Origin of the sequence: Mesorhizobium sp. M1348, assembly GCF_040317925.1 — a bacterium.
Taxonomy (GTDB): Bacteria; Pseudomonadota; Alphaproteobacteria; order Rhizobiales; family Rhizobiaceae; genus Mesorhizobium.
Map to the genome: position 1 here is coordinate 355781 of NZ_JAMYLH010000001.1, position 26417 is coordinate 382197.

At 60.2% G+C, this 26417-nt stretch carries 25 protein-coding genes; 22 read left to right on the top strand and 3 right to left on the bottom strand.

Annotated elements, in window-relative coordinates; genetic code table 11:
• Positions 1-161: 161 nt before the first annotated feature.
• Positions 162-995: an SDR family oxidoreductase gene (locus NKH13_RS01820; protein WP_352910151.1), complete on the bottom strand. Its 834-nt coding sequence runs from the start codon at positions 993-995 to the stop codon at positions 162-164.
• 33 nt (positions 996-1028) lie between these two features.
• Positions 1029-2192 (bottom strand): NADH-dependent flavin oxidoreductase, encoded by a 1164-nt coding sequence (locus tag NKH13_RS01825; RefSeq protein ID WP_352910154.1) that lies wholly within the window; start codon positions 2190-2192, stop codon positions 1029-1031.
• 110 nt (positions 2193-2302) lie between these two features.
• On the opposite strand from NKH13_RS01825, the gene NKH13_RS01830 reads away from it, so the two are divergent.
• On the top strand, positions 2303-3196 hold the full coding sequence (locus tag NKH13_RS01830) for a LysR family transcriptional regulator (protein ID WP_352910156.1): 894 nt from the start codon (positions 2303-2305) through the stop codon (positions 3194-3196).
• 669 nt (positions 3197-3865) lie between these two features.
• Here NKH13_RS01830 and NKH13_RS01835 read toward each other — a convergent pair.
• Entirely contained in the window at positions 3866-4900 is a 1035-nt protein-coding gene (locus tag NKH13_RS01835; protein ID WP_352910158.1) for a LacI family DNA-binding transcriptional regulator, read from the bottom strand.
• Between the two features lie 315 nt (positions 4901-5215).
• On the opposite strand from NKH13_RS01835, the gene NKH13_RS01840 reads away from it, so the two are divergent.
• From NKH13_RS01840 to NKH13_RS01940, 21 genes are all read left to right on the top strand, one after another.
• A complete protein-coding gene (locus tag NKH13_RS01840) occupies positions 5216-6229 on the top strand; it encodes a sterol desaturase family protein (RefSeq protein WP_352910161.1) in 1014 nt (337 codons plus the stop codon).
• Between the two features lie 45 nt (positions 6230-6274).
• Entirely contained in the window at positions 6275-7240 is a 966-nt protein-coding gene (locus NKH13_RS01845) for a sugar ABC transporter substrate-binding protein (RefSeq protein ID WP_352910164.1), read from the top strand.
• 114 nt (positions 7241-7354) lie between these two features.
• Positions 7355-8401: an ABC transporter permease gene (locus NKH13_RS01850; protein WP_352910167.1), complete on the top strand. Its 1047-nt coding sequence runs from the start codon at positions 7355-7357 to the stop codon at positions 8399-8401.
• Between the two features lie 59 nt (positions 8402-8460).
• Positions 8461-8667, top strand: a complete 207-nt coding sequence (locus NKH13_RS01855) for a hypothetical protein (protein WP_352910169.1) — start codon at positions 8461-8463, stop codon at positions 8665-8667.
• 66 nt (positions 8668-8733) lie between these two features.
• Complete coding sequence (locus tag NKH13_RS01860; RefSeq protein WP_352910172.1) at positions 8734-8865, top strand: hypothetical protein; 132 nt, start codon at positions 8734-8736, stop codon at positions 8863-8865.
• 285 nt (positions 8866-9150) lie between these two features.
• A complete protein-coding gene (locus NKH13_RS01865; RefSeq protein ID WP_352910175.1) occupies positions 9151-10197 on the top strand; it encodes a sterol desaturase family protein in 1047 nt (348 codons plus the stop codon).
• A 97-nt stretch (positions 10198-10294) separates the two neighbouring features.
• Positions 10295-11260: a sugar ABC transporter substrate-binding protein gene (locus NKH13_RS01870; RefSeq protein WP_352910178.1), complete on the top strand. Its 966-nt coding sequence runs from the start codon at positions 10295-10297 to the stop codon at positions 11258-11260.
• 114 nt (positions 11261-11374) lie between these two features.
• A complete protein-coding gene (locus NKH13_RS01875) occupies positions 11375-12415 on the top strand; it encodes an ABC transporter permease (protein WP_352910181.1) in 1041 nt (346 codons plus the stop codon).
• The gene (locus NKH13_RS01880) at positions 12412-13434 is read left to right on the top strand and encodes an ABC transporter permease (protein WP_502914224.1); all 1023 of its coding nucleotides are present in this window, start codon (positions 12412-12414) and stop codon (positions 13432-13434) included. Before NKH13_RS01875 ends, NKH13_RS01880 begins: the two co-directional genes overlap by 4 nt.
• 127 nt (positions 13435-13561) lie before the next feature.
• Positions 13562-14407, top strand: coding sequence for an ATP-binding cassette domain-containing protein (locus NKH13_RS01885; protein ID WP_352910183.1), 846 nt, complete (start codon positions 13562-13564; stop codon positions 14405-14407).
• 88 nt (positions 14408-14495) lie between these two features.
• A complete protein-coding gene (locus NKH13_RS01890; protein WP_352910186.1) occupies positions 14496-15500 on the top strand; it encodes a Gfo/Idh/MocA family oxidoreductase in 1005 nt (334 codons plus the stop codon).
• On the top strand, positions 15497-16456 hold the full coding sequence (locus NKH13_RS01895; RefSeq protein ID WP_352910188.1) for a sugar phosphate isomerase/epimerase family protein: 960 nt from the start codon (positions 15497-15499) through the stop codon (positions 16454-16456). Before NKH13_RS01890 ends, NKH13_RS01895 begins: the two co-directional genes overlap by 4 nt.
• A gap of 11 nt (positions 16457-16467) precedes the next feature.
• Positions 16468-16776, top strand: a complete 309-nt coding sequence (locus NKH13_RS01900; protein ID WP_352910191.1) for a MocE family 2Fe-2S type ferredoxin — start codon at positions 16468-16470, stop codon at positions 16774-16776.
• Between the two features lie 6 nt (positions 16777-16782).
• Positions 16783-17562, top strand: a complete 780-nt coding sequence (locus NKH13_RS01905) for a TIM barrel protein (protein ID WP_352910194.1) — start codon at positions 16783-16785, stop codon at positions 17560-17562.
• A gap of 109 nt (positions 17563-17671) precedes the next feature.
• The gene (locus NKH13_RS01910; RefSeq protein WP_352910197.1) at positions 17672-18496 is read left to right on the top strand and encodes a 3-methyl-2-oxobutanoate hydroxymethyltransferase; all 825 of its coding nucleotides are present in this window, start codon (positions 17672-17674) and stop codon (positions 18494-18496) included.
• 998 nt (positions 18497-19494) lie between these two features.
• Positions 19495-20934 (top strand): NAD(P)-binding domain-containing protein, encoded by a 1440-nt coding sequence (locus NKH13_RS01915; RefSeq protein WP_352910199.1) that lies wholly within the window; start codon positions 19495-19497, stop codon positions 20932-20934.
• Between the two features lie 24 nt (positions 20935-20958).
• Complete coding sequence (locus tag NKH13_RS01920) at positions 20959-22134, top strand: acyl-CoA dehydrogenase family protein (protein ID WP_352910202.1); 1176 nt, start codon at positions 20959-20961, stop codon at positions 22132-22134.
• 13 nt (positions 22135-22147) lie between these two features.
• The gene (locus NKH13_RS01925; protein ID WP_352910205.1) at positions 22148-23503 is read left to right on the top strand and encodes an LLM class flavin-dependent oxidoreductase; all 1356 of its coding nucleotides are present in this window, start codon (positions 22148-22150) and stop codon (positions 23501-23503) included.
• 7 nt (positions 23504-23510) lie between these two features.
• Positions 23511-23852 carry a DUF3088 domain-containing protein gene (locus tag NKH13_RS01930; protein WP_352910207.1) on the top strand — a complete coding sequence of 114 codons (342 nt, stop codon included), beginning with the start codon at positions 23511-23513 and terminating at the stop codon, positions 23850-23852.
• A gap of 4 nt (positions 23853-23856) precedes the next feature.
• Positions 23857-25038, top strand: a complete 1182-nt coding sequence (locus NKH13_RS01935) for an acyl-CoA dehydrogenase family protein (RefSeq protein WP_352910210.1) — start codon at positions 23857-23859, stop codon at positions 25036-25038.
• Complete coding sequence (locus NKH13_RS01940; RefSeq protein WP_352910212.1) at positions 25035-26390, top strand: LLM class flavin-dependent oxidoreductase; 1356 nt, start codon at positions 25035-25037, stop codon at positions 26388-26390. The genes NKH13_RS01935 and NKH13_RS01940 overlap by 4 nt, the downstream gene beginning before the upstream one ends.
• Positions 26391-26417 lie beyond the last annotated feature (27 nt).

Consider the following 26417-nt stretch of genomic DNA (forward strand, 5'->3'; position numbering starts at 1 on the left):
GAAAGGAAGTCTATTCCGAAGGCCCTGTCGTCGGCCGGTTGCCTAAGCAACCCTCAGGAGAGCACGGACGCGACATTCGAATTAGCCCTCAAAATTCGCATGAGCCTATCAATGGCACTCATGAATACACCTGCGACAGTGGTGGTGCTGAATGCGAACCTTCAGCTGTCGAAGGCCAGTGAGCTGGATAGCTCCTCATGGGCGTCGACCTGCTGCTGCAGCAGAGCGAGTTTCTGCCTGACCATGCCAAGAGCATCGGCGCCAGCGATGAACCGGCGGGGCAGCTCCGGCTTGTCGACCAGAGTGATCAACGCCTGCGCGAGTTTGGCCGGGTCGCCGACTTGCTGACCGTTCGCGGCTTTCCAGCCCGTTATCTGCTGGGCGCGACGTTCACTGTAGTCGCTAACGGAAGACGGAGCATATTGAGTGGACTCGTCCGTCAGTAGCTCTGTGCGGAAAAACCCAGGGTTCACGATCATCGTTTCAATGCCGAACGGCGCCACCTCGGCTTGCAGCGACTCGATCCAGCCATCCACGCCGAATTTTGCCGCAGCGTACGCAGAACAGAACTCGAAGCCCACCAGACCTGCCGTCGATGAGATTGCAATGACCTTGCCAGAACCCTGTGCGCGCATCACCGGCAGGACTGCACGGGTGACATTCATGGCCCCGGTCAAGGTGGACGCGAGCTGAAGCTCGATATGGGCTGGGGTCAGGTCCTCGAAATAGCCCGCATAGAAGCCCGCAGCATTGTTGACGAGCACGTTGAGGCGACCGAAGCGGTCGAGGGTTGCCTTCACGGCAGCGTCGGCGTCCTCCGGCTTGGTCACGTCCAACGTGACGACTAAAAGATTGTCCGACTGCCCGATCGCCTTGGCGACCCGATCCGGGTTACGACCGGTCGCAACGACCTTATCGCCGATGGCCAAGACCGCCTTGGCAAAGTCGAGGCCCATGCCTCGCCCTGCGCCGGTAATCATCCATACTCTACTCATAGCCGTATCCTTCCTAGCCAGTGTCTTTTCAATTTATGCCGCGTTGCCTTTTGGCATGTCTGTCTCGGCGGTAATCTTGAACCACCCGGTGGCGGACTGAATTACACCCCATAGTTTCGCTGGAATATCGATGCCCAGAACGCTTGACGGCCGGATTTCGGTCTCGATCAGATCCTCGCGGCCGCTCTTCGCCAGATCGACCCACTCCGGATTCATCACCAGCCCCTGCCCAACCGCGACGAGCGTGAGGCCTCTCTGCAGGGCGCGTTCGGCCTGAAAAGGCGTCCTGACCTGGCCCGCGGCAACGACCGGAATCCGCCCGCTGGCTCGGCGCGTGATCAGGTCAGCGATAGTGTCGCCCTCGGGTGCGTCTATAGGCTTTGCCTCGAGAACGCTCGTCAGCGATGCGTGGAGGTAGTCCACACCTTCATCGATAAGACATTCAATCAGCTCGTACGTGTCAGCGATACGCAAGCCACCTGACTCGGGTTCCTCGGGTGACACCCGGTAGCCTACGAGGAAGGGGCGGTCCGCGTGCGCCGAGACCACTCGCTTTACCTCACGCACTACGGCAATGGGAAAACGCATCCGATTTTCGCGGGTGCCGCCCCATTCATCGCCACGCTGATTGTAGAGAGGCGAGAAGAAGTTCTGGATGAGAAATCCGTGAGCACCATGCAGTTCGATGCCATCGAAGCCTGCCTCAATGGCCCGTCGTGTCGCCTCGCCATAGGCGGTAATGATCGCCAGGATTTCGTCATTCGTCAGTGCACGTGTCTTCACGCCGCCCGGATTGAAGGGGCCGGGCGGAACTTCGAGCGCACTGGCGCTGACGACCTCGCCGCCGGGAATAAGCGCCGGCACGGCCTTGTTCCCGGCGTGGAAGATTTGCAGAACGGCCAAGGCCCCGCCGCTTTTGGCCGCTGACGCCAGCCGAGAGAGGCTTGGGATGAAACGGTCGTCGTAGGAGGCGAATTCGCCTGTAAAGCCGATGCCGTCGGGCAACACATGGGTGCAGCCTGTGAGCACAAGTCCGACACCAGTCGCCCGACGGCGGTAGTAGGTGATCTCCGCATCAGAGACTGTTCCGTCGTCGTTGGCCGACCATGTGGTCATCGGCGCCATGACAATCCTGTTGTCGAGGCTCAAGCCGTTCGGAAATTGGAACGGCTGGAATATCTGTCGTTTGGTGTCCACAGGCGTTTCCCTTTCGACACGCGTTTCGTTGTCTCTAAGGCGAAATAAGGCATGGGACTCGATACGATTAGCCGCTATAATTTGCATGAAGTTAGAAATGGCATTGATAAATGAGGCGCGGAGATTTCAGCGAGCTTGCAGTCTTCATCGCCGTAGCAGAGGCAGGCAGCTTCACACGCGCCGCAGCAAAGCTCGGGCTATCGCAGTCGGCGCTCAGTTACGCTGTCAGGACGCTGGAGCAGCGCCTGGGAGTCCGGCTGATCTCACGCACCACACGCAGCCTGTCCGTGACGGTAGCTGGAGAGCGCTTGCTGCGAAGCCTACGACCGGCCTTCGACCACATCGAAAGCGAGATCGCCGCCGTCACCGCCCTGCGCGACAAGCCCACCGGCCTCATTCGCCTGACGACATTCCGGTATGCTGCCAAATCAGTACTGTGGCCCGTCCTTGCCAAACTCCTTCTGGAGTATCCGGATATCGAAGTGGAATTGAGCCTGGACGAGGGGCTGGTTGACATCGTTGCAAGCAAATTCGACGCCGGTATCCGGATCGGCGAGCAGATCCAGAAGGACATGGTGGCAATAAGGATCGGCCCGGACCTGCGCATGGCGGTAGTCGGATCACCGTCATATTTTGCAAACCGAACCGTTCCAAAGACACCGCGCGAACTTGGGGAACACAAAGGCATCAGCTACCGTCAGAAGACCGGCGGCGGGCTCTTTGCCTGGGAGTTCGAGAAAGACGGGGAGGAACTTGAAGTCAGGATGAATGGCCCCCTCGTTATCAATGACGGTGAAATGCTCGAGGCTGCGGCCCTTGACGGGCTCGGTTTAGCATACACGTTTGAAAGCCAGGTTGCTCCGTTCATCGCAGACGGTCGCCTTATCCGGGTACTAGAAGACTGGTGCCAACCCTTCCCAGGCTATCACCTTTATTACCCCAGCCGACGCCAACACACCGCAGCCTTCGCTCTACTTGTCGAGACACTCCGTCTCAAGGCGTGACAGGGGGGCGAAACGTACTCAAACATGCCGCTCTAACTTGGCATAGTGTGAGTTATCCTCCCTCATATGCGCGACCTCGCAAGATGTCGACAATCGGGTTCCGCCCGCTCAGGCAGAACCGGCGCGCCCTGGCAGATCGCCCTAGAAAAAGTCTCAACTTATCTGACGGGCTGCGTCGCGGTGAACGTCCGATTCCAGAATTCAGAGCCTTAAGCCGCCATTCCGCTTCTGGCCCCTTAAAGGCGACATCACAACATCTGCTCAGCGATGATCGCCTCTGGCGAATCTGCGACGTTCGTTGGCACCGTAAGGTAGCAGGCTCGGCCTTGAAATCATTGAGGATTTTCGGACAGGGCGCTACCATAAATCCGCGTTTTTGTTATGATTTCAATAGCTTAAAGGTAGACTGGTAGCGGGAGAGCGCTACCGCCTTTCCCCCCACTCGGAGAGCATGCGATATTTTCTACAGTGTCGGGCGTGATGGGCCTGTCTCGGTGCTGCAAGGACCAGTAGGGAACGGGAGAGTCTGACCCGAACGCTATCCACGACGCGAAAGGCAGCTTTGCGCCCAAATTTTCAGCCGTTGAGTTGGGTTGTGCATGACCTGAACGCGGTCATATCATCGGGTCGTATAAATACCCGAGGGCGGCCCCTTAGCGGACATCTGCGTCAGATATTCTCCGGAGTGACAATTTCAAAAGGTATAGACCGTTGAAGGGTGGCGAGCGGTGCTTGTGGTCCAATGACATCGATCATCGTCTGCACGAGAAGGGCGGAGGTCGCCTCAAGCGGATGACAGAGAGCTGCAGTAATCAGCCCCTCAGACAATCCCTTACGCGTCTCGGGTCCGATGTCGCGGCATACCACCTTGATCCCCGATCGCCTCTCGGGAGACACTTCCCTTAGCGCGCGAAGCACACCGGTTATTCCGCCGCCGACGATCAGAATGCCGACAAGATCGTCGGTCGACTTTAGAAGCTCGGCCACCATTCGGTGGGCCTCACTCGGTTCCTCATGGGTGGGACGACTTTCCTCGACCGTCAGTCGTGAAGCGTGCTCGCGCAAATAGGAGCGGAAGCTGGCGTCCGCGACATCCTGGCATTGATAGCGATGATTGCCTATGAAAACCGCAATACGACCAGGACCTTGGGTGGTTTGCGTAATCAGGAAAGCCGCGGTGCGCCCCAGCTTCCAATTGTCAGTGCCCACATAAGCTGCCCTTTCCGGCGCGGACTGATCCGTGATGTAAGAGACAATCGGTTTCCCAATCTCCTTCAATGAACGGATGGCCTGGCCAATGATTGGGTGATCCGCCGCGACCACCGCGACAGCGTCGCAAGAATCGCCGAGCGCGATGAGACGGCTCGAGATAGTCTCCGGCGTCAAAATATCCACGAAGTCGACGACAGGTTCGATAACCTCGTCCCGGCGCTCGCGACAGGCGGCAACGATCTTCTTTCCGAATAGCTGGTAAAGGTCGCGTGTCGACTGCTGGAGCAGGAAACCCAATCGGTAATGCGGCGAAATTTTGCGAGCCCGATCGTCAATCGCCCCGATACCGTAAAAGCCAATTTCTTCAGCAGCGCTTTGGACCCGTTGGACTGTTTTCGGCCGCACGGAAACGGTGCCACCCAAAATTCTGTTTACAGTCGCCACTGACACGCCTGCCGCAGTAGCGAGATCGTGGATTGTCGGCCGCTTCATGAACGCCATTCCTGTCTTGTATCATCATGATTGAACTCAAATGATACAAATGCAATTTTGATTTTATTTCTGTCTTCTCCGGATATCAACCCTCCGATATGAATCGCGTCGCTTTAGAGGTTACGCGGGGCATTGTCGGCAAGCGCGACGATTCCACGTGTATTTCGACGGCGACCTATGGCGGGGATGCTCTAGTGCCCCGATAGGCTGTTTCGGCACTTGGCACGAAGGCAGCAAGGAATCCGGCTCGGTCATGAAGACTCGCTTCCACAAGGAGGCGCGAACGGTTGAACCCAAGCAATAGGCGGCCGCGTGATGGACGATCTGGCCTTTGGCACCCGCGACAAGCGCGGCAATTGGCGTCCCAGCGCGCCGCTCCAAGTCGGACCCCTGCTGGATTTTCCCTGGCGCTTCGTGCGCGTGCTGAGATGGCTGCCGGCCTACTTCCTGCCGTGGAACGCTGTGTTCATGGCTGTTGGCGCTTTGTTGTGGTTTTACCTCACTCCTTCACGCGAGACGCTCCAGACCCTCGGTTGGGGATGGGTAGTATATCTCTATCTCCGCAACTCGGCGCTCATTCTGCTCCTCTACGGTGCTCTGGAAATACGCCTCTACTTGAAACGCGCCCAAGGCAATCGCTTCAAGTTCAACGGCAAGTTCCCGGCGGACCATCCATCGGACGTGTTCTGGGTCAAGAGCCAGAATATCGACAACGCGATCCGCACCTTCGTCAGCGGACTGCCGATCTGGACGGCCTATGAGGTGTTGTTTTTGTGGGCCTGGGCCAATGGCTGGGGGCCGTGGACGAGCTTCAGCGAGCATCCGGTCTGGCTTGTCGCCTTCGCTCTCGTCATTCCGCTGATTCATGAGGTGCACTTCTTCTGCATTCATCGACTGATCCACATTCCCGTGCTCTACCGCTGGGTCCATTCGGTGCACCACAATTCCATCAATCCAAGCCCGTGGTCGTCGCTATCCATGCACCCGGTAGAGCACCTGCTCTACTGGTCGGACAGCTTGATCCATCTAATCGTGCCTTCGCATCCGCTGCTCCTGCTTTACCACCTGCAGGTGACCGGCACCGGCGCAGTTGTCGGTCATATCGGCTTCGACAAGGTCGAAGCCGGCGACGGAGGCGTCGATACCCACGCCTACGCCCACTACCTGCACCACAAGTACTTCGAGGTGAACTACGCCGACGGCACGCTGCCGATCGATAAATGGCTCGGCACCTGGCACGACGGCACGAAGCAGGGCGACGAACAGATGAAGGTCCGCTTCGAGACAAAGCGAGCGCGCATCACGGCAAAACAACAGCAGAATTCATGAGGTCATGGATCCGTCAATGTGACGGCAAGAGAGGGAGGAAATGAAATGTGGAAGCTCTTGAAGATTGCGTGCGCGGGCGCGGCCCTGGCGATCATTGCCCAGGCCGCGACGGCGGCGAACATCGCTATCATCGGCGGAAAGGCGGATGATCCGTTTTTCGCCAAGATTAAGAAGGGCATCGACGATGCGACCTTGGTGGTCCAGGCGCATGGCGGAACGGTGAATTATCTGCAGCTTCAGACCTATGACAACATTGGCGGCGACGCCGCCAATCTTGTGCGCACCGCGATCAGCCAACAGGCATCTATCATCGCCGTGCCAAACTGGGTTCCTGCCGCCGAAGATGAGGCCATCAAGGCTGCCTTAGCGGCAGGTATCCCCGTCATGCTCTACAATTCTGGCGGCGGAGATAAAGCCAAGGAACTTGGCGCCATCAACTACATCGGCAATGAAGAATACCCCGCGGGCCTCGCCGGCGGCAAATATTTTTCCACGCACGGCCCCAAGCATGTCATTTGCGTCAATACCGTGCCGGGTGCCCAGAATCTCGAGGACCGCTGCAAGGGCATCGCCGACAACGTGACGAAAGCCGGCGGCAAGTCGAAACAGCTTCCGCTGCCTGCGAGCTCATTCGGAGATCCGACCGCTGTTGCCGAAGCCATCAAGGCCACTCTTCTCAAGGATGACTCCATCGACGGTGTTTTCACAATCTCCGCAGGCGACGCGGATTCCGCTGCTGCCGGCATCGACCAGGCTGGCAAGACCGGCAAAGTACAGCTGGGATCTTTCGACATGAACGTCGCTGGTCTCAACCGCATCAAGGATGGCAAGCAACTTTTCGCTATCGATCAACAGCCTTGGCTGCAGGGCTTCCTGGCCGTTACGATGTCTGACGCTTACGTGAATTATGCGTTGAAGCTCGCGTCGGCCCCAATTTTGACAGGCCCTGGAATTGTCGACAAATCAAATGTCGAAATCACGCTGAAGGGCGGTGAGCAAGGCTATCGGTAATCCTGTCACAGCATTGCTGCCCCTGATATAATCGAGAGGCCGAGGACTCCTCGGCCTCATCTACAAATGTTCTAAGAATACGACGTTGCCGGCACTCCTGGGAGGAATAGTGCAATGAACACAAATGCTGCCAAGCCTTTTGAAGCGGGATCGGGTGGGGTCGGGTCGGCAGGACTCGCAGTTGGTTCGCTGCTTCGGCGGCCGGAAGCTGGTGCGTTCCTGGGCCTGCTCGGAGTGTTCATCTTCTTCACGATCTTCGGGGGCACCAGTTTCCTCATGCCGGCAGGTGTCGCGAGCTGGCTCAATGTCGCTGCCAGTCTCGGTATCGTTGCCCTTCCCATGGGTCTTCTGATGATTGCCGGCGAACTCGACATCTCGATCGGCTCAATGATCCCGGCAGGGTCCATGACGGTCGCCATCATCGCAGGCCATTATGGTCTCTCGATCTGGCTGGGGATTTCTGTCGCGCTTGCCATCGGCGTCATTGTAGGTCTTGTCAACGGAATATTGGTGGTGCGAACCGAGGTGCCTTCGCTCATCGTGACACTTGGCACGCTATTCGCTGTAGCGGGCGCAGTGCTTGGTCTGTCCGTTATCATCACTGGCACCACCAGCGTCGCCCTGACCAGCACTGGGCTGGCAAAGGCCATCTTCGGCTCGTTCATCGGCGCTCAGTTTCAGGTCATAATCCTGTGGTGGATGGCACTCGCGGTAATCTACATTTTCTTCATCCACTACTCACCATTCGGAAACTGGCTCTTCGCCATGGGCGGTGACAAGGAGAGCGCGCGCAATGCCGGTATTCCAACCCAGCGCCTCACCATTTTGCTTTTCGTTCTGTCGAGCACCAGTGCCGCTTTTGTCGGCGTGTGTCAGGCGATCCTTTTCAGTTCGGCGCAGGTTTCGGCCGGCATGTCCTTTATCTTTAATGCCATCATCGCAGTCGTCGTGGGCGGAGTGCTGCTCACTGGCGGCTTCGGCTCTGTGATCGGCATCGTCTTTGGGACCCTCACCTTCGCCGTGGTGAACCAGGGCATCTACTTCACGTCGTTCGATCGCAATTGGTCGAGCCTCATTATCGGCGTACTCCTGCTGCTCGCAGTGCTGATGAACAACACCTTTCGCAAGATGGCATTGACCTACACGCCGAGGAAAAAGTGAGGGCCTTGGACGACGTGTAGGCGCAGGCAATCTTCGCGGGCCGGCGTCCGATGCACGATATGGCTGGCTGGGGATACGAGCCGGAAGAGGCCTGGGGGGTGCTGCGGACTGCAGCTGGCGAAGTGCGCATTCCCGCCGAACAGGGCCGCTATCACGATTACTACACAGCCTTTGCCCGTGCCGTGCGCGAGGGCACTTTGCCGCCGGTTACGCTGCCGCGGGCACGGCGTCCTCGAGGTGCTCGACGCGGCACGACTAAGTTTTGAAACACGACGTTCGATTGACCTTCGATGACGGGTCGGCTGATCGTGATCCAAGGAGTGAAAACTACAATGATCAGGATGGCAGTGATCCGCGCAGGTCTGACGGGCGCGGGTCATGCCAAGATGGTTGCCGAGGAACTGCCCGGCGCAACCCTTCAACTGCTGCGACACGGCAAGCGTCGACTGGCTGCATCGCGGTGATGGAGGTCGACCAGAAGGCGGGCGACGCGTTGAGCTGTTTTGGCCGCACGGAACCGGTGCCACGCAAAATTCTGTTCACAATCGCCGCTGAGAGTGCACCGTGGTTATATCATCATGACTGATACTAAATGATATAAATGTTGCTTTTATACTATTTCCATCTTGCTATGAAGATCAGGCGTTCGATATGAATCGCGTCCAGTCGGGGGTCGATATCTAGATCAGCCCCAAGTGGGCTGACGCCGCAATCTCACGACCGATCCGGGCAAGAGGCACTGTCACGCGATGGACGACCATCAGTATGGAATGCGCGACAAGCGCGGTAACTGGGCACCGCATCGCCGGGCCGAGCCGGCCCCGATCTGGCATCGTCCGTTCAATGCAAAGAAGGTAGTGGCCTGGATTCCTGAGTTTCTCTGGCCGTGGAACGCATTTCATCTCGCCACGTCGATCATTTGGGTGAACCTGCTCATCCCAAGCTGGCAGAGCCTCGCGACCTTTTCGCTGCTCAATTACTTTTGGCTGTATGGTCTCAACGCTGCAGGCATCTTCTTCCTCTACGGCTTCTTCGAGTTGCGCTACTATGTCCAGCGCAAACAACAGAACCGCTTCAAGTACAATCCTAAATTTCCGTCAGACGCGGTGTCAGACGTGTTCTGGTTTCAAAGTCAGAACCTCGACAATTTTACCCGCTCGTTTTTCGTCACGATACCGCTATGGACAGTGGTCGAGATCGCGATGCTGTGGATGTATGCAAACAGCTGGGCGGTCTGGCTGCCATGGACGACGAATTGGCTTTACCTGTCGTTCCTGGTGCTTATCGCGCCAGCCGTGCATGAGGTCTATTTCTTCTTCCTTCATCGGGCGATCCATTGGCCGCCGCTCTACAAATGGGTGCATTCGGTCCATCATAATTCGATCAATCCAAGTCCCTGGTCGTCGCTCTCGATGCACCCGGTCGAAGGCTTCCTCTATCATGCTGAAGTCTGGCTGCACCTGTTGATCCCTTCGAACCCGGTCTGCGCCTATTTCACGCTGCACGGAGCGGGATTTGGAGCAGTGAACGGCCATCTCGGTTTCGAGACATTCGAAATCACCGACAAGGTTAAGCTCGATAGCCATTCTTACGTGCACTACCTTCACCACAAGTATTTCGAGGTGAATTACGGCGGTGATGGGCTGGTACCCCTCGATAAGCTGTTCGGAACTTGGCACGACGGCAGCAAGGAAGCCGACGAGATCATGAAGGCCCGCTTCCGCAAGAAGAAGGAAAAAAGGCGGAGCCAGCAGGAAGGCCGCAGCGATCCCGCATCTGGAATGCCGGCGGAATAATGAACCAATCGCTGTTTCGACTGTGCCCGTGAGGAGCGGGCCCGGGACAGCCGGAATTTTTACTGAAAAGCCCCACGGGGCAAATGGGAGGAAGACTATGAAGCTTTTCAAGAAACTCGTGTCGACGGCCGTGCTGATCGGGTTCAGCACCGGTGCTACGCTTGCCGCCAATATCTTCGTCATCGGCGGCAAGCCGGACGATCCGTTCTGGTCGATTGTCAAGCGTGGCGCCGAAGATGCTGGCAAAGTTGTCGAGGCCCAGGGTGGCAAGGTCACTTGGCTCGGGCCGCAGAACTATGACAATCTGGGCGTCGACGCCGCTGAGCTGATCCGCCAAGCCATCGACCAGAAAGCGGACGCCATTGTCGGCCCGGACTGGGTGCCGGAAGCGATGGACCCTGCGTTCAAGGCCGTCAAGGATGCTGGCATTCCGCTCGTCATCTACAATGCTGGCGGGTTGAAGGCGGCCGATCGCCTCGGCGCTCTGAACTACGTCGGCTCTGACGACTACAAAGGTGGCGTCGCCGGCGGCGAGTACCTCGCCAAAGCCGGCAGCAAGAAAGGCGTCTGCATTAACACCCTCCCGGGTGCCGCCAATATCGAAGCTTATTGTGGTGGTTTCAAAGAGGGGATGAAGAATGGCGGCGGTGAAGCCGACGTGTTGCCCTTGCCGGCAACGTCCTTCGGCTCAGCGACGGCCGTGGCGCAGGCGGTGAAGGCCTATCTGCTCCAGCACTCAGACGTGACCGCCGTATTCACCATCGGCAACGTTGACGCCAACTCCGCCATGAACGGCCTCACCCAGGCTGGCAAGAGTGATAAGGTTCAACTATGCGGCATTAACTTCGACGAGACCATTCTGAACAACATCAAGGATGGCAAACAGGCCTGCGCGATCGATCAGCAGGGTTACCTGCAGGGCTACCTCGCCGTGGCGATCCTCAACGGCAAGGTAAATTACGGCCTCACCGTGCCGACCCGTGAGATCCTCACCGGACCCGGCATTATCGATAAGGCCAGCGTCGATGCAACCATCGCCGGCGTGAAAGCAGGGACGCGATAATCCTCCCGCCTGGGCCGCCCTCGCTTTTACAGTGGGCGGCCCTTTTTCCCTCTCTCTGCGGCGGCCACATCGCGGCCGGCCGCGTGCTCGCGGATTACCCTAATGGCACATCCCGTGACGTCCACATTAACCCCGGCGCCGAACCGCACGCAGTCCGGACTAGCCCTCGGCCGGCTGGCGCGTCGACCAGAGTCGGGCTCGTTCCTCGGCCTGATCGCAGTTCTGCTTTTCTTTGGCCTGTTCGGGGGAAGTGCGTTCATGTCGGCAGCCGGCACGGCCAGCTGGTTGAACATCGCGTCTGAGATCGGGATCATCGCGCTGCCGATAGGGTTGCTGATGATCGCCGGGGAACTCGACATCTCGGTCGGTGCCGTGATCCCCGCAGCGTCGCTTACCGCAGCCATCGTCTCGGGTCACTATGGCCTGCCCGACTGGCTTGGCATAACGGCCGCGCTTGGCCTTGGCCTCGCTGTCGGCTTCCTCAACGGGCTGCTCGTGACGAGAACGACCATCCCGTCGCTCATAATCACCATTGGCACCATGTTCCTCACGATGGGCCTGACGCTGGGTCTCACCGTGAAGATCGCCGGCAGCACTGGCGTCTCGCTTGTGCCGGACCCGCTCACCAAGGCAATCCTAGGCGCCTATCTCGGCGGCATGTTCCAGGTCACGATCCTGTGGTGGGTGGTATTCGTGATTGGCCTGTTCTGGCTGTTGCACATCTCCCCGATGGGCAACTGGATCTATGCACTCGGCGGCGACAAGGAAAGCGCGCGCAACGTTGGTATCCCGACCAAACGGCTGACCATCGGTCTGTTCATGCTGTCCGGCTTCAGCGCCGCTTTCGTCGGGGTCAGCGAGGTGATGGTCTACCAGAGTGCGCAGGTCCTGGCCGGTCAGTCCTTCATCTTCAATTCCATCATGTGTGTGGTCATCGGGGGCGTTCTGCTCACGGGCGGCTTCGGCTCGATCGTTGGCATCGTGTTCGGCACGCTGACATTCTCGATCGTGAACCAGGGCATCTACTTCACGAGCCTGGATCCCAACATTGGAAGCGTCATAATTGGCGCGCTTCTTTTGATCGCGGTGCTGACCAACGACACCTTCCGGCAGCTGGCCCTCAGCTATTCGTCGAAGAAGGGGCCGCAGTCATGATGGACGCAATCAAATCGGTGCTGCGCCGTCCCGAAGCCGGCTCGGTCCTCAGTCTTATCGGCGTGGTGCTGTTCTTCGTTCTGTTCGGCGGCGCCAGTTTGGGCACGCTCGTTGGCGCAGCGAGTTGGGTCAATTTCGCAGCCAATCTTGGCATTGTAGCCATTCCCGTCGGGCTGCTGATGATCGCTGGCGAACTCGACATTTCGATCGGCGCGTTGATCCCCGCCGGTTCAATGACCACCGCCATCCTGACCGGCTACTACGGGCTGCCCATCTCGGTAGGGATCGCTGGGGCGCTGGCTGTCGGCGTGACGGTCGGCCTGGTCAACGGCCTGCTCACGATCCGAACCTCGGTGCCTTCGCTGATCATCACGCTGGCCACGCTGGTCGCCATGCAGGGGGTGGTGCTAAGTGCCTCCGTGCTTCTGACCGGCAATGCCAGCGTTGCGCTAACGGCGCCGGACTGGGCGAAATTCCTGTTCGGACAGTTGATCGGTGGCAGTCACCAGATCATCATCGTCTGGTGGGTGGCGTTCGCCGCTGTCATAGGCTTCGCTCTTCACAAGACCCGCTACGGCAATTGGCTGTTTGCAATGGGCGGCGACAAGGTCAGCGCCCGCAACGCCGGCATTCCGACGAACCGCATGACCATTGCGCTGTTTGTGTTGTCCGCGGTCAGCGCCACGTTCGTCGGCATCTGTCAGGCGATCCTGTTCAACTCCGCCCAGGTCTCCGGCGGAATGAGCTTCATCTTCAATGCCATCGTGTCCGTGGTGGTGGGCGGTGTGCTGCTTACCGGCGGTTTCGGTTCGGTTATTGGTATCTTCGTGGGCACCATCACCTTCGCCATCGTCAGCCAGGGCATCTACTTCACCCAGATCGACCGAAACTGGTCGAACCTGATTATCGGTGTGATGCTCCTGCTGGCCGTGCTGATGAACCAGTCGTTCCGCGACTTGGCTCTGTATTTCAGACCGCGGCGTGGGCGAGGCCTGCCGCGGGAGCCAGCAAACCCATGAGAAACGAGTTGCCACAGGAGCCGTGCCCGGCGGTCGCTTCGATCAACGAGCATCGTGCTTCTATGAACACGGTCGCCGATCAATCGCATCAGCCAAGCCGGTTCGCAGATGAAGAGGTGAGCACGCCATGAACGACAAACCTGCCATTCTCGAGCTGAAAAGCGTCAACAAATCCTTCGGTCCGATCGATGTCCTGCACGATATTTCGCTGAGGGTGCGCGCCGGCGAAGTGCTTTGCCTTCTTGGCGACAACGGCGCCGGCAAGTCCACCCTCATCAAAACCTTGGCCGGGGTCCACAAGCCCACCAGCGGCCAGATATTGATGGATGGTCAGCCGGTGACCTTCACTGGGCCGAGTGATGCGCAGGGACGGGGCATCGCCACGGTGCACCAGTTCGGCGGCACGTTCCCGCTGATGAGCATCGGGCGGTCTTTCTTCGTCGGCGTCGAGCCGACCAAAGGTTGGGGACCGTTCAAGATCTACGACCGTAAGCGCGCCAACGAGATCGCGGTGAAGGCGGTCCGGGATTTCGGAATTACCCGCATTGATGACGGTGACCGCCTGGTCGGCGGCCTGTCGGGTGGAGAGCGCCAGTCGCTCGCCATTGCCCGCGCTGTGTATTTTGGAGCCCGCGTGCTGATCCTGGATGAGCCGACCGCGGCGCTCGGCGTCAAGCAGGCCTCGCATGTGCTGCGTATCGTCAATGAGTCCAAGAAGCGTGGCTTGGCGGTGGTCTTCATCACCCATCAGGTCATGCACGCCATGACCGTCGGCGACCATTTCGCGGTGCTGATCCGCGGCGCCATCGCCGATGATTTCAGCAAGGGCCAAAGGTCCCGCGAGGAGATTACGGATCTGATGGCCGGTGGCGAGACAATGGCCGGCCTGGAAGCCCAGGTCGAAGGTCACATGGCCGAGCACGAAGGCCATCCGCCGTCCCTCCAGGTGCTGGAGGGCCCAGCCGCTCAGTAGATTTCTTAAAAGGCGCCAACCAGGCGTGGCTCCATGCCGCCGAGTTGGCCATTGCCCGTAAATTCGAAAAAGCAAAAGCAGGACAGAAATGACAATCCGCATTGCAGTGATCGGCGCCGGTTTGATGGGCGCGGATCATGCCAAGATAGTTGCCGAGGAACTGCCCGGCGCAACCCTTCAATTGGTCTGCGACATGGATGAGCAGCGCGCTCGTTCTGTTGCCGGCGCGTGTGGCGCTATCGACATTGCCACCGACCCCAACGGCGCCATCACGCGGCAAGACGTGGACGCGGTGATCATTGCGAGTCCAGATTTCACGCATGCGCCGCTTTCGATGGCCTGCATTGCCGCCGGCAAGCGCGTCCTATGCGAAAAACCGCTGTCACAGGCGTCGGCTGACTGCATCGCGGTGATGGAAGCCGAGCAGAAAGCGGGGGCGAAATTCGTCCAGCTCGGCTTCATGCGGCGTTACGACCGCTCCTATCAGGAAATGAAGCAAGCGCTCGATAATGGTCATCTCGGCCGGGCGCTGATGATGCACAATTTTCACCGCAACGTTGAAACGCCTGCGGCCGACTTCACCGGCGCGATGGCTATCACCAATTCGGCCCCGCACGAATTTGATGTCGTGCGATATGTGCTCGGCACCGAATATGCTGCCATCTCCGCATTCCAGCCAAGCCGCTCGGACGGGCGTGTGGCACCTGTCGTCATGGTGCTGGAAACGGTGGATGGGCAACTCGTCAACATCGAGATCAACAACAACGCCGCCTATGGCTATGACGTTCGCGCCGAGCTGATTGGCGAGAACAGCGCCGTGGCAACCAACAACGTTGCCTACACCCGCACGGAGTCAGCGCTTACCCAAAGCACGAACTACGACGCCGACTGGCGCACCCGCTATTACGATGCCTATCGCCGCCAGAACCGCGACTTCCTTCGATTCGTCATGACTGGTGAGTTCCCCGCGACCGCCTCGGACTGCTGGGATGGCTACTGCGCCGCCGTCGTTGCCGAGGCCGGCGTGGTAGCGCTGAAGGAAGCCCGTCGTACGCCTGTCCAGATGATTGCAAAGCCGGAGTTCTACGCGTGAAGCTGGGCTTCGTTTCAGACAGTCTCGGCAATCTGCCGTTCGAGGCGGTGCTTAATCATGCGCAGCGCATGGGGGTATCGGGCATCGAGGTGAACACTTGCGGCTGGTCGACCGCCCCGCATTTCCGACTTTCGTCCATGCTGGGTAACAGGGAAGCGCAGAAGCGGATTGCTTCAGCCTTCGAGGAACGCGGCCTGGAGATCATAAGCCTCAACGCCAACGGCAATCCGCTGCACCCAACCGATCCGGCCCAGGGCCAAGGGTTGAAAGACACGATCCGCGTCGCTGGCGAGATGGGCATTCGCACCGTCTGCACCATGAGCGGTCTGCCGGCTGGCAGCGCTAGCGACAGCATGCCGAACTGGGTCGTCTCGTCCTGGCCGCCGGAAACGCAGACCATCCTTAAATATCAATGGGAAGAAAAGCTGATCCCGTTCTGGACCGAGATCGTGGCGCTGGCGAAAGAAAACGGCGTCGAGCGCATTGCGCTCGAGCTGCATGGCAATCAGTGCGTGTATAACGTGCCCTCGCTCCTGAAGCTTCGAGCAGCCGCAGGACCTGTCGTGGGCGCCAATCTGGACCCGTCGCACCTGTTCTGGATGGGTGCTGATCCCCTCGCTGCTGCCGAAGCGCTCGGCGCGGCCGTTTATCATGTCCATGCCAAGGACACGATGCTGAACCGGCCAGTCCAGGCAACGACCTCGCTGCTTGAGAATGGCAACCTAATGGACATTCCGGCCCGCTCGTGGAGCTACATCACGCTCGGGTTCGGCCATGGTGAGGAGTGGTGGCGGCAATTCTGTTATCGGCTCAAGATGGCTGGCTACGACGGCTGGCTTTCCATCGAGCACGAGGACGTACTTCTGAACTCGCTGGAGGGGCTCGAAAAGTCCGTCGCGCTCCTCCAGAGCGTGATGCCGTCAGCTCCCGCAGATTTCAAACCGCAAGATATCTGAGGAGAGATTCAATGCCCTGGGTTGACGCTTGTGCCGCTGACGAAATCGAAGCCGAGGAAGCCAAGCGCTTCGAGAATGGCGGCCGTACCTTCGCGATCTTCCGCAACGACGCGGATGAATACTATTGTACAGACGGGCTTTGCACGCATGAGAAGATCCACCTCGCGGACGGTCTCGTCATGGGTAATACGGTGGAGTGCCCCAAGCACGCTTCCGTTTTCGACTTCACGACTGGCGAAGTAGAGACGCCCCCGGCCTGCGAGAACCTCAAAATTTACAAGACGAAGGTCGAGAACGGCCGCGTCATGATCGAGGTTTGAGCCGTTATGAGCCAACCCTTCCAGTTGGCCGCCTGCGCCGAGATGCTTTGGCTTGATCGTCCGATGGCTTGGCGCGTCGCACGTCTACATGAGATGGGTTTCGGCGTCGGATTGTGGAATTGGCCGGACCATGACCTCGCAGCGCTCGAGAAGTCGGGGGCGACCTTCACGATCATGAACGGCTACCTCGAAGGAAGGCTCGCCGACGACGAGGGCGCCGACATGCTCTTGAAGTCCGCCCTGGAGACCGCAAGAGTCGGAAAGCGCCTCGGGATTGCCAGGCTCAACCTGCACGGCACCGGTCTCGGCGAAGGCGGTATTCCTATTGTGAAGTCCGAAGTCGAGACCGGCCCCATGTGGCTGAAGGCGCGGGACACCTTGAACCGTATCTGCGACTTGGCCGAGGCCGAAGATGTCGTCTTCACGCTTGAAAACCTGAACCTGCTTGACCACCCGGGCTGCCCCTTTGGCTCGACGGCAGACGTGCTGGCATTGGTGTCATCGATCAATAGACCCCAACTGCGGATCAACCTCGATCTTTATCACACTCAGATCGGCGAGGGCGATATCGTCCGCTGGTGTCAGAAATGCCTGCCCTTCATCGGCGAGGTGCAGATGGCCGACAATCCGGGTCGTTGCGAGCCGGGAACAGGCGAGATGAACTGGCCCTACATCGCGAGAGCTCTGTTCGACATGGGGTATCGCGGGTCGGTGGGTCTGGAAGCCTTTGCCCAAAACGATCCTGAGGCAGCGCTGGTTGCTTTCCGGCGGGCTTTTACGGTGTGAGCCATGCGGAGCATCATCAGGAGCGGCAAGCTGTCCGACCATGCTCTCCGATCCGAGCGCCGCTCGCAGATTTCTTTCGAGTTCACCTGACCTGCAGTGGAGGCTGATTATGGCCATGTATCACAACCGTCCTCATGTCGAGGATATCCGAAAGATGAAGAGGAATGGAAAGAAGATATCCATGCTCTTCGTCAGCACGCCCGACGAGGCAGCCGCCGCTGCCGCGGCAGGCATTCATATGCTCTCCATCGAGGGCCGATACTTTGACCAGGAAATGCGACAGGCAGCCGGCGACTGTTTCGTTCAGGTCGGTCTGCCTTACGGCGGCTGGGGCAGCTTCGCTGGCCGTCCGCTCGCTACGGCAGGAGACTATCTGCGTGCGGCTTTCCACTTTGCTGGCATTGGTGGCGACGCCTTCTACTGCTCTGCGTCCTACGATATCCAGAAGGCGCTCTGCGACAACCACCTCCCTGTCGTCGGGCATATCGGCCTGATCCCTTCGTACATCACCTGGACCGGTTGGCGCGCAGTCGGAAAGAGCGCGGAAGAAGCGATACGCCTCTGGCGGCACACCCAGAAACTCGAGGAGATCGGTGTCTTCGGGGCGGAACTGGAAGTCGTGCCCGACCGGGTGGCGAAATTCCTGACCGAAAACTCGTCGCTGGTCATGCTTGGCATGGGCGCCGGCAAGCATGCTGATGCGCAATACCTCTTCACAGAGGATGTCTGCGGCTATGGCAAGAACCATAAGCCGCGGCACGGAAAGGTTTACCGGAACCTCGGCCCTGAGCTGCAGAAGATCCAGGACGAGCGCGTGGCGGCGTTCAGGGAATACAAGGCCGACGTCGATTCTGGCCGGTACCCCGGTTACGAACATACAGTTCCGATTGGGGACGCTGACTTCGACAGCTTCATGCGAGCAGCCAAAGGGTGACAACCATGCGTGCGGGGCTATCCGATTGCTCAGGAGCGGGTGTCAGGCAAGTCGAAGTCCGCAACACGAAGGCGCCAACGCTCGCTGAACTCAAAATGCTGATTGCGAAGAGGGAGCTGATCCTTCCGGCGAAGTTGGAAACTCTGGTCCGTGTGATGTTTGCAGAGCCAGACTACGTTGCCTTCGAAAATTCTGCCTCGATCGCTCGCCGATGCAACGTGTCAACGACAACCTTATCTCGCCTCGCTCCGCGCCTTGGCTTCAGGTCTTTTAAAGAAATGCAGAACTGCTTCCGAAATCACATCCTCGATCGAAAAGCCCAGCGCAAACCGAGCTGATAAGTCGGCTACATCGATCACTGAGAAGTCCGATCCGCGCCTTGAGCAAGCCCGCCGCCCAAAGTTTAGCTTTCTAGCCCGGCATTCCCAGAAGCTGACTTTCCGCTTACGGGCCCCAAGGCGACATCAGGACATCTGCTTGGCAAAGACCGCTTCTGGCGCCTCTGCGACGTTCGTTGGCACCACAAGGAAGCAGGCTCGGCCCTGAAATCATTGAAGAATTTTTGGACGGGCGCTACCAAAGCTTCAGTTTTTGTTGTGATTTCAATAGCTTATAGGAGGGTGGTAGCGGGAGAGCGCTACCGCCTTTCCCCCCACTCACTGAACTGCCAGTTCCGGCTTCGCTGCTACGGCTGAGCGAAGTGAGCCTCTCTAACTGCGAATCGGGGGGTCAGGAGTTCGAATCGCTTCGGGCGCGCCATTCCAAATAATTGAAATCGTTGGCATTTTTTGGTCAACAGGTTGCGGCCTGCGTCCCACTGCAATATCAAAAGATGCCTCGGCTTCAGGGAGACCACACCACCGCCCATTCGGTCGGCTGTGAAAGCGCGTCGTTACAACGCAAGTGAAAAAAACTACCGGGCAATCAAAGCAGACATTTCTGGACTGTTTGTCGACCGAGGCGGAGTCTGATGACATTCAACCTCAGCCGGAACCGAAATGGCTTTACCGTCCGATCCAGATTTCCACGCCCGCGAAACACTCCGGCTGATCGGCCCTGATCCGCAAAACTGGGTGCCGGACCGGGAGGGCGTCGACCACAATGTCTTCATCGTGGGTGGCGGGCAGACGGGCTCGACCTTTGCCTTCGCGTTGAGGCGCGCCGGCATTGGCAAGGTCACGGTCATCGATGCGGCGCCGGATGAGAGCAAAGCCGGCATCTGGCTGACCCATGCGCGGATGAACCGGTTACGAACGCCCAAGGGCCTGCCGGGACCGGAACTCGGCCTGACGGGCTTGAGCTTTCAATCATGGTATGAAGCCCGCCATGGTGCGGAAGCCTATGCCGGCTTCGATCGTATCGCGCGGACGGATTGGGCGAACTACCTGAAATGGTATCGCGGCTTTCTCGGCATAGGCATTCGCTATGGCACGCGTCTCCTGCGCATCGAGCCGGCTGACGGGCATTTTCGTCTCCACCTCGAAACCGACGGCACGCGATCGGTCGAAAGGGCGCGCAAGGTCATTCTGGCCAATGGATTTGGCGGCAGCGGCGGTGCCGCCGTCCCGGAGGTGCTCGCCACTCTGCCCCAGGGCCTTGTCGCGCACAGTTCGGCAGCAATCGATTTTGCCTCACTCAAGGACCAGGCGATCGCTGTCGTGGGATCCGCGGCCTCGGCATTCGATGCGGCCGGGACAGCCCTTGAGGCCGGGGCAAAATCGGTGCGTCTCTTCGCCCGCCGCAACAGCATTGCCAGCGTGCCGATCAACCGCGTGCGCGGCTATCCCGGCGCCTATGACAACTATCCGCTGTTGCCGGATGCGGTGCGCTGGCGCCAGGCGTTGCGGTTTCGCGAGGCCGGTTCGACGCCGCCGCCCGATGCGGTGGAGCGGGTGGTGCGGCACAGGAATTTCCACCTGCATCTCGGTTCCCTCTGGACAAATGCGGATGTCGAAGGCGGCAAGGTAGTCTCCGATATCGGCGGCGAGACATTTGCCTTCGACTTCGTCATCGCCGGCACCGGCTATTTCGCCGACCCGACACGCAAGCCTGAATTTGCCGATTTCGCAGCCTCAATCCGGCTGTGGCGTGACCAGTACACGCCGCCGGAAGGCGAACTGGATGAAATTTTCGGCGCCCATCCTTATCTCGGCCTCGGTCATGAATTCCTCGAAAAGGCGCCGGGCGAGGCGCCGTTCCTGAAGGATGTCCATGTCTTCAATCCCGGCGGCTTCGTCAGTTTCGGCCTGCCGATCGGCGATGTGCCGTCGATCAGGCGCGATGTGCCGGCCGTGGTCGCCCGCATCAGCCGTGATCTCTTCCTCACCGATCTCGACAGCTATGAGAGCCGCATAACCGGCAGCCATCCGGCCGAGTTCGGCGAGGAGGCCTATGCCTCCGCCGTCTGGCGACCGGCGCAGACCATCGCGGCGGAATAGACATTTTTCGATGGACAATTACCGATGACCTTCAGCCCTGACCTTTCCGACCCGTTCGTCGCTACGGCGGTCGGACTGCGCGATATCTTCGATCGGGATGCGGTGGCGCGTGACAAGGCCGGGGGGCGACCGGTCGAACAGATCCGGCTGCTGAAGGAAAGTGGCTTGCCCTCGGCGCAGATTCCCAAGCGCTACGGCGGCAGGGGCGCGTCCTGGCTGTCGGTGCTTCGCGTCGTGCGCGAATTCGCCCGCACCGATGGTTCGCTCGCCCATCTCTACGGCTACCATCATCTGCCGCTCAACGGCGTGTTGTTTCGCGGCACGCAGGCGCAAAAGGACCAACTGCTGACACGCTCGGCCCGCGAGAACTGGGTCTGGGGCAATTCCGGCAACGCCATGTCGAAGACGTCGACGGCCAAGCGCAACGGCAAGGGCTGGATCCTCAGCGGCTTTCGGCCGTTCTCTTCCGGTTCGCACATCGCCGACTATATCCAGGTTGCCTGGGAGGACGGCCAGGATCGACTAGCGGCGGCGATCCCGGCCGATCGCGAGGGCATCGTCATCGAGGACGACTGGGATGGCGTCGGCCAACGCCAGACGGGTTCCGGCAAGGTCACGTTCAAGGACGTGCATGTCGGCGATGACGAACTGATCGGCTCGCCAGCGGTGCCGCTGACGCCGTTCCAGACGCTGACCTCACTCTTCCAACAGGCGGTCTTGCTCAATTTGTTCGTCGGCAGCGCCCAGGGCGCGCTCAGCGAAGGCCGCGACTATACGGTCTCGCAATCGCGCCCCTGGGTCTATTCCGGCTACGAGAAGCACACGGACGACCCGTTCGTGCAGCGCAAATACGGCGATCTCTATATCCGCACGCTGGCTGCGGCCGAGCTAGCCGATTTGGCGGCGCGAAGCCTCGATGCCGCCTATATCAAGGGCGAGGCTTTGACCCCGGAGCAACGCGGGCAGACGGCGATCGATCTCGCAACCGCCAATGTCTATGCCGGGCAAATCGGCCTCGACGCATCGAGCGAGATTTTCGAGGTGATGGGCGCCCGCTCGGCCACCAAGGCCAACGGCTTCGACAGGTTCTGGCGCAATGTGCGCACGCACACGCTGCACAATCCGGCCGAATACAAGAAGCGCACCATCGGCACCTGGTTGCTCACCGGGGAATTCCCGGTCGGCGGATTGTATCGCTAAGGAGGCGCTAGATATGGCCAGGCGCAAGGACAAGCTGAAGCTGGGAGCGTTTCTTCTCTTCACCGGTCACCATGTGGCAGCCTGGCGCCATCCACAGGCGGCCGAGGGGACCAGCCTCGGCGACCATGTTGAACTGGCGAGGCTCGCGGAAGCGGCCAAATTCGATGCGATCTTCTTTGCCGATGGCGTCGCGGCGCGGCTGAGCAATCTCGAGGCTGCCAGCCGCAAGGCGCATAGCGGCGTCTATCCGTTCGAGCCGATCACGCTGCTGTCGGCGCTGTCGGCTGTGACCACCAATATCGGCCTCATCGCCACGGCTTCGACCAGCTATTCCGATCCCTATAATCTCGCCCGCCAGTTCGCGTCGCTCGACCATCTGAGCGGCGGGCGCGCCGGCTGGAATCTTGTCACCTCGTCCGACCCGGACGCGGCTTTCAATTTCGGCCACGAGGCACATATCCAGCACGGCGACCGTTACGATCGGGCCGAGGAATTCGCCGATGTCGTGCTTGGACTGTGGGACAGCTGGGAAGATGACGCCTTCCCGCGCGACAGAGAAAGCGGGCGCTATTTCGACAAGGACAGGCTGCATGTGCTGAACCACAAGGGCCGGCACTTCAAGGTGCGCGGTCCGCTGAACACGCCGCGAACGCCGCAAGGTCATCCGGTCGTCGTCCAGGCCGGCGCGTCCGGCCCCGGCAAGGAGCTGGCGGCGCGCACGGCGGAAGCGATCTTTGCCGCGCAGATCACGCTCGACGAAGCGACTGCCTTCTATGCCGACGTCAAGGGCAGGCTCGGCAAATACGGCCGCTCGGAGGATGATCTGAAAATCCTGCCTGGCATCTTCCCGGTCGTCGGCCGGACCGAAGCCGAGGCGCAGGAGAAATTCGAACAGCTGCAGGATCTCATCCAGCCGGAAGTCGGCCTGGGTCTGGTGTCGGCGCTGGCCGGCGGCTTCGACCTCAGCTCATACCCGATCGACGGGCCGGTGCCGGACCTGCCGGAGACCAATGCCGGCAAGAGCCGGCAGGCGCTGGTGATCGATTTGGCGCGGCGCGAGCAGCTAACGATCCGGCAGTTGTATCTGCGCATCGCCGGCGCTCGTGGCCACTGGCAGGTGGTCGGCACGCCCGAGCAAATCGCCGACACCATGGAAGAGCGGTTCGAGAACTACGGTGCCGACGGCTTCAACATCATGGCCCCGATCATGCCCGGCGGCTTGAAGGATTTCATCGAGCTGGTGGTGCCGGAACTGCGCCGCCGTGGCCTGTTCCGCGAGGAATATGAGGGCAGCACCTTGCGCGACAATCTCGGCCTGAAGCGGCCGGCAAACCGTTTTTCGCGGCATGCCGCAGCAGCCGCGGAATAGGCCGGCAATGGCACGCGATACGCTCTTTCTCATTCAGCCTGGTTTCTCCGACCCGAAACATCCGGGCCGGACATTCGTCTGTCCCTTTTGCAACCAGGTCGAAGGGCTGCTCGCCGCCTTTCCTGATCTCGCCGCCAGACTGGACGTCGAGCGCGTCCCGTTCGCAAGGCCGAGAAGCAAGGTGATCGACGCTCTTGGCGAACGGCACCAGTCGCTGCCGGTGCTCGTCATCGGCAGCAATCCGCCCACTGGCCTGCCGACGGCCAAAGGCAAGGCCTTCTCCGACGACACCAGGCGCATTCTTGCGCTGCTTGCCGAGCGCCACGGCTTCCCTCATCTGCATGAGTGACACGATGACCTTCGATCCCGATACTTCCAATCCATGGATCGCCAAGGCGGTCGAGCTTCGCGATGTCTTTGCCCGCGACGCGGTCGAGCGCGACCAGCTTGGCGGCCGGCCCACCGAACAGATCCGCCTGCTCAAGGAAAGCGGGCTACTCACCATCGTCATCCCCAAGGAGTTCGGCGGCGCCGGCGAACCCTATTCGACGGCGCTGAAGATCGGCCGCGAGTTCTCCAAGGTCGACGGTTCGATCGGCCACATCTATGGCTACCATTTCAGCGCGCTGATCGCCGCCAGGCTCAATTCGGACGAACCGCGCTCGGCCGATCTGCTGCGCCGTTCGGCTGCCGGCGACTGGTTCTGGGGCAACACCGGCAACAGCTTTTCCAAGACGCTGTTCGGCCGCCAGGATGGCGAGTGGACGATCGTCAACGGCTTCAAGCCGTTCGCCTCCGGCTCGCATGTCGCCGACTACCTTTCGACCTCCTGGGAAGACGAGGTCAGCGGCGAGAGGAAGTTTGCGGCGATCCCCGCGGACCGTGACGGCATCACCATTCTCGACGACTGGGACGGCATCGGCCAGACGCAGACCGGGAGCGGCAAGGTCACCTACAAGGATGTCAGGATCCACGACAGCGAGCTGGTGCGCGGCTGGGTCGACGCGTCGCTGCCGATCCGCACCATCGGCCCGCTGCAACAGCAAAGCGTGCTGCTCAATGTCTTCATCGGCACCGCCCAGGGCGCGCTGCTGGCGGCACGCGACTATACGCTCAACAGCTCACGGCCGTGGATGTATTCCGGCGTCGAGCGCCATATCGACGATCCATGGATCAAGCGGCAATATGGCGAACTCTGGGTCAAGACGCGGGCAGCGACGGTTCTGGCTGATCGCGCAGCAGCGGCGATCGATCATGCGATCGCCCGCGGCAAGGAGCTGACCGAGCAAGAACGCGGCGAGGCGGCGGTTGCCGTCGCTGCCGCCAACGTGCTGGCGGGCAATGTCGCGCTGGAAGTCACGACCGAGATATTCGAGGTGATGGGCGCGCGGTCGGCGGTGCGCAAATACGGCTTCGATCGCTTCTGGCGCAATGCGCGCATTCACACGTTGCACAACCCTGCAGAATACAAGACCCGCACCGTCGGCACCTGGTACCTGACCGGCGCCTATCCCGAGCCGGGCGTCTTTCGATGAGCCGCGGGCAGCTCCATCTCAACGTCAACATCCTGCATGCCGGCTTCTCGCCGGCGGCATGGCGGATGGACGGCGTCGACCCTTACGCTGCCTTCACCGTCGACCACTATGTGCAGGTGGCGAAGATCGCCGAGCGCGCCAAGCTCGACGCCGTATTCCTTGCCGACCAGGCGGCAATCTCGGATCGCATCGACTATCGTCCGATCACATCGCTGGAGCCGACCATCGTGCTGGCAACGATAGCCGCCGCGACCGAGCGCATCGGCCTGATCGCCACGGCATCGACCAGCTTCAACGAACCCTACAACATCGCCAGGCGCTTCGCGACGCTCGACCATGTCAGCGGCGGACGCATCGGCTGGAACATCGTGACCACGGCCGACCCCGCCTCGGCTCGCAATTTCGGCCTGACGGGTGCGATCGATCATGGCCGGCGCTATGAGCGGGCGGCCGAATTCACCGAGATCGTCAAGGCATTGTGGGACAGCTGGGAGGACGATGCCTTCATCGGCGACGTCGCCAGCGGGCGCTTCGTCGATGCCGCCAAGGTTCATGCCATCGAGCACAGGGGCGCGCATTTTTCGGTGCATGGCCCTCACAATGTGCCGCGTTCGCCGCAAGGCCATCCCGTGGTCGTCCAGGCCGGCGGTTCCGATGACGGCAAGGACCTCGCCGCCCGCCACGCCGAAGCGGTGTTTTCCGCATCGCAATCCTTCGATGAGGCGCTCGGCTATGCGCGGGAACTGAAGGCTCGAGCCGTCGCCTATGGCAGGAGCGGCGGTTTGCCGCTCAACCTCGCCGGCCTCGCCACCATCATCGGCAGCACCGAGGGCGAGGCGAAGCGGCGGCAGGAAGAGCTGTGGGACCGCATCCCGCTCGATTACAGCCTGACGCGGCTGTCGGGCGTGCTCGGCATCGATCGCGAGCGGCTGAAGCTCGATGAGAAATTGCCTGACGTCATCCCGTTGCCAGCCAATGGCGGGCACACCTTCTTCAAGGCCACGCTCGCGCTCGCCCGCAACAACGATTTCACCGTGCGGCAATTGATCCGGGCGCTGAACGGCAGCACCGGCCACCGCACCATCGTCGGCACGCCGGAGCAGATCGCCGACGATATCGAAAGATGGTTTGTCGCCGGCGCCGCGGACGGCTTCAATCTGATGCCGGACGTTCTGCCGACCGGGCTGGAAGTTTTTGTCGATACGGTGGTGCCGATCCTGCGTCGGCGTGGCCTCTTTCGCACGGACTATGAAGGGCGCACGCTGCGCGACCATCTCGGGCTCGCCCGGCCCGAAAGCCGTTTTGCGCCGCAGCCGCACGCGGCGCCAGGGCTGCTTGGGGCCACCCATTGAACGATCATCAAACGATAACGGAGCGGA

Bases quoted from the DNA above. Each gene is read 5' to 3' on its own strand.
- NKH13_RS01820 (WP_352910151.1), bottom strand. From the start codon at position 995: ATGAGTAGAGTATGGATGATTACCGGCGCAGGGCGAGGCATGGGCCTC.
- NKH13_RS01885 (WP_352910183.1), top strand. From the start codon at position 13,562: ATGAACGACAAACCTGCCATTCTCGAGCTGAAAAGCGTCAACAAATCC.
- NKH13_RS01920 (WP_352910202.1), top strand. From the start codon at position 20,959: ATGACCTTCAGCCCTGACCTTTCCGACCCGTTCGTCGCTACGGCGGTC.
- NKH13_RS01935 (WP_352910210.1), top strand. From the start codon at position 23,857: ATGACCTTCGATCCCGATACTTCCAATCCATGGATCGCCAAGGCGGTC.
- NKH13_RS01905 (WP_352910194.1), top strand. From the start codon at position 16,783: ATGAGCCAACCCTTCCAGTTGGCCGCCTGCGCCGAGATGCTTTGGCTT.
- NKH13_RS01900 (WP_352910191.1), top strand. From the start codon at position 16,468: ATGCCCTGGGTTGACGCTTGTGCCGCTGACGAAATCGAAGCCGAGGAA.
- NKH13_RS01845 (WP_352910164.1), top strand. From the start codon at position 6,275: ATGTGGAAGCTCTTGAAGATTGCGTGCGCGGGCGCGGCCCTGGCGATC.
- NKH13_RS01880 (WP_502914224.1), top strand. From the start codon at position 12,412: ATGATGGACGCAATCAAATCGGTGCTGCGCCGTCCCGAAGCCGGCTCG.
- NKH13_RS01930 (WP_352910207.1), top strand. From the start codon at position 23,511: ATGGCACGCGATACGCTCTTTCTCATTCAGCCTGGTTTCTCCGACCCG.
- NKH13_RS01850 (WP_352910167.1), top strand. From the start codon at position 7,355: ATGAACACAAATGCTGCCAAGCCTTTTGAAGCGGGATCGGGTGGGGTC.
- NKH13_RS01870 (WP_352910178.1), top strand. From the start codon at position 10,295: ATGAAGCTTTTCAAGAAACTCGTGTCGACGGCCGTGCTGATCGGGTTC.
- NKH13_RS01860 (WP_352910172.1), top strand. From the start codon at position 8,734: ATGATCAGGATGGCAGTGATCCGCGCAGGTCTGACGGGCGCGGGTCAT.
- NKH13_RS01840 (WP_352910161.1), top strand. From the start codon at position 5,216: ATGGACGATCTGGCCTTTGGCACCCGCGACAAGCGCGGCAATTGGCGT.
- NKH13_RS01940 (WP_352910212.1), top strand. From the start codon at position 25,035: ATGAGCCGCGGGCAGCTCCATCTCAACGTCAACATCCTGCATGCCGGC.
- NKH13_RS01925 (WP_352910205.1), top strand. From the start codon at position 22,148: ATGGCCAGGCGCAAGGACAAGCTGAAGCTGGGAGCGTTTCTTCTCTTC.
- NKH13_RS01910 (WP_352910197.1), top strand. From the start codon at position 17,672: ATGGCCATGTATCACAACCGTCCTCATGTCGAGGATATCCGAAAGATG.
- NKH13_RS01890 (WP_352910186.1), top strand. From the start codon at position 14,496: ATGACAATCCGCATTGCAGTGATCGGCGCCGGTTTGATGGGCGCGGAT.
- NKH13_RS01835 (WP_352910158.1), bottom strand. From the start codon at position 4,900: ATGAAGCGGCCGACAATCCACGATCTCGCTACTGCGGCAGGCGTGTCA.
- NKH13_RS01865 (WP_352910175.1), top strand. From the start codon at position 9,151: ATGGACGACCATCAGTATGGAATGCGCGACAAGCGCGGTAACTGGGCA.
- NKH13_RS01855 (WP_352910169.1), top strand. From the start codon at position 8,461: ATGGCTGGCTGGGGATACGAGCCGGAAGAGGCCTGGGGGGTGCTGCGG.
- NKH13_RS01915 (WP_352910199.1), top strand. From the start codon at position 19,495: ATGGCTTTACCGTCCGATCCAGATTTCCACGCCCGCGAAACACTCCGG.
- NKH13_RS01830 (WP_352910156.1), top strand. From the start codon at position 2,303: ATGAGGCGCGGAGATTTCAGCGAGCTTGCAGTCTTCATCGCCGTAGCA.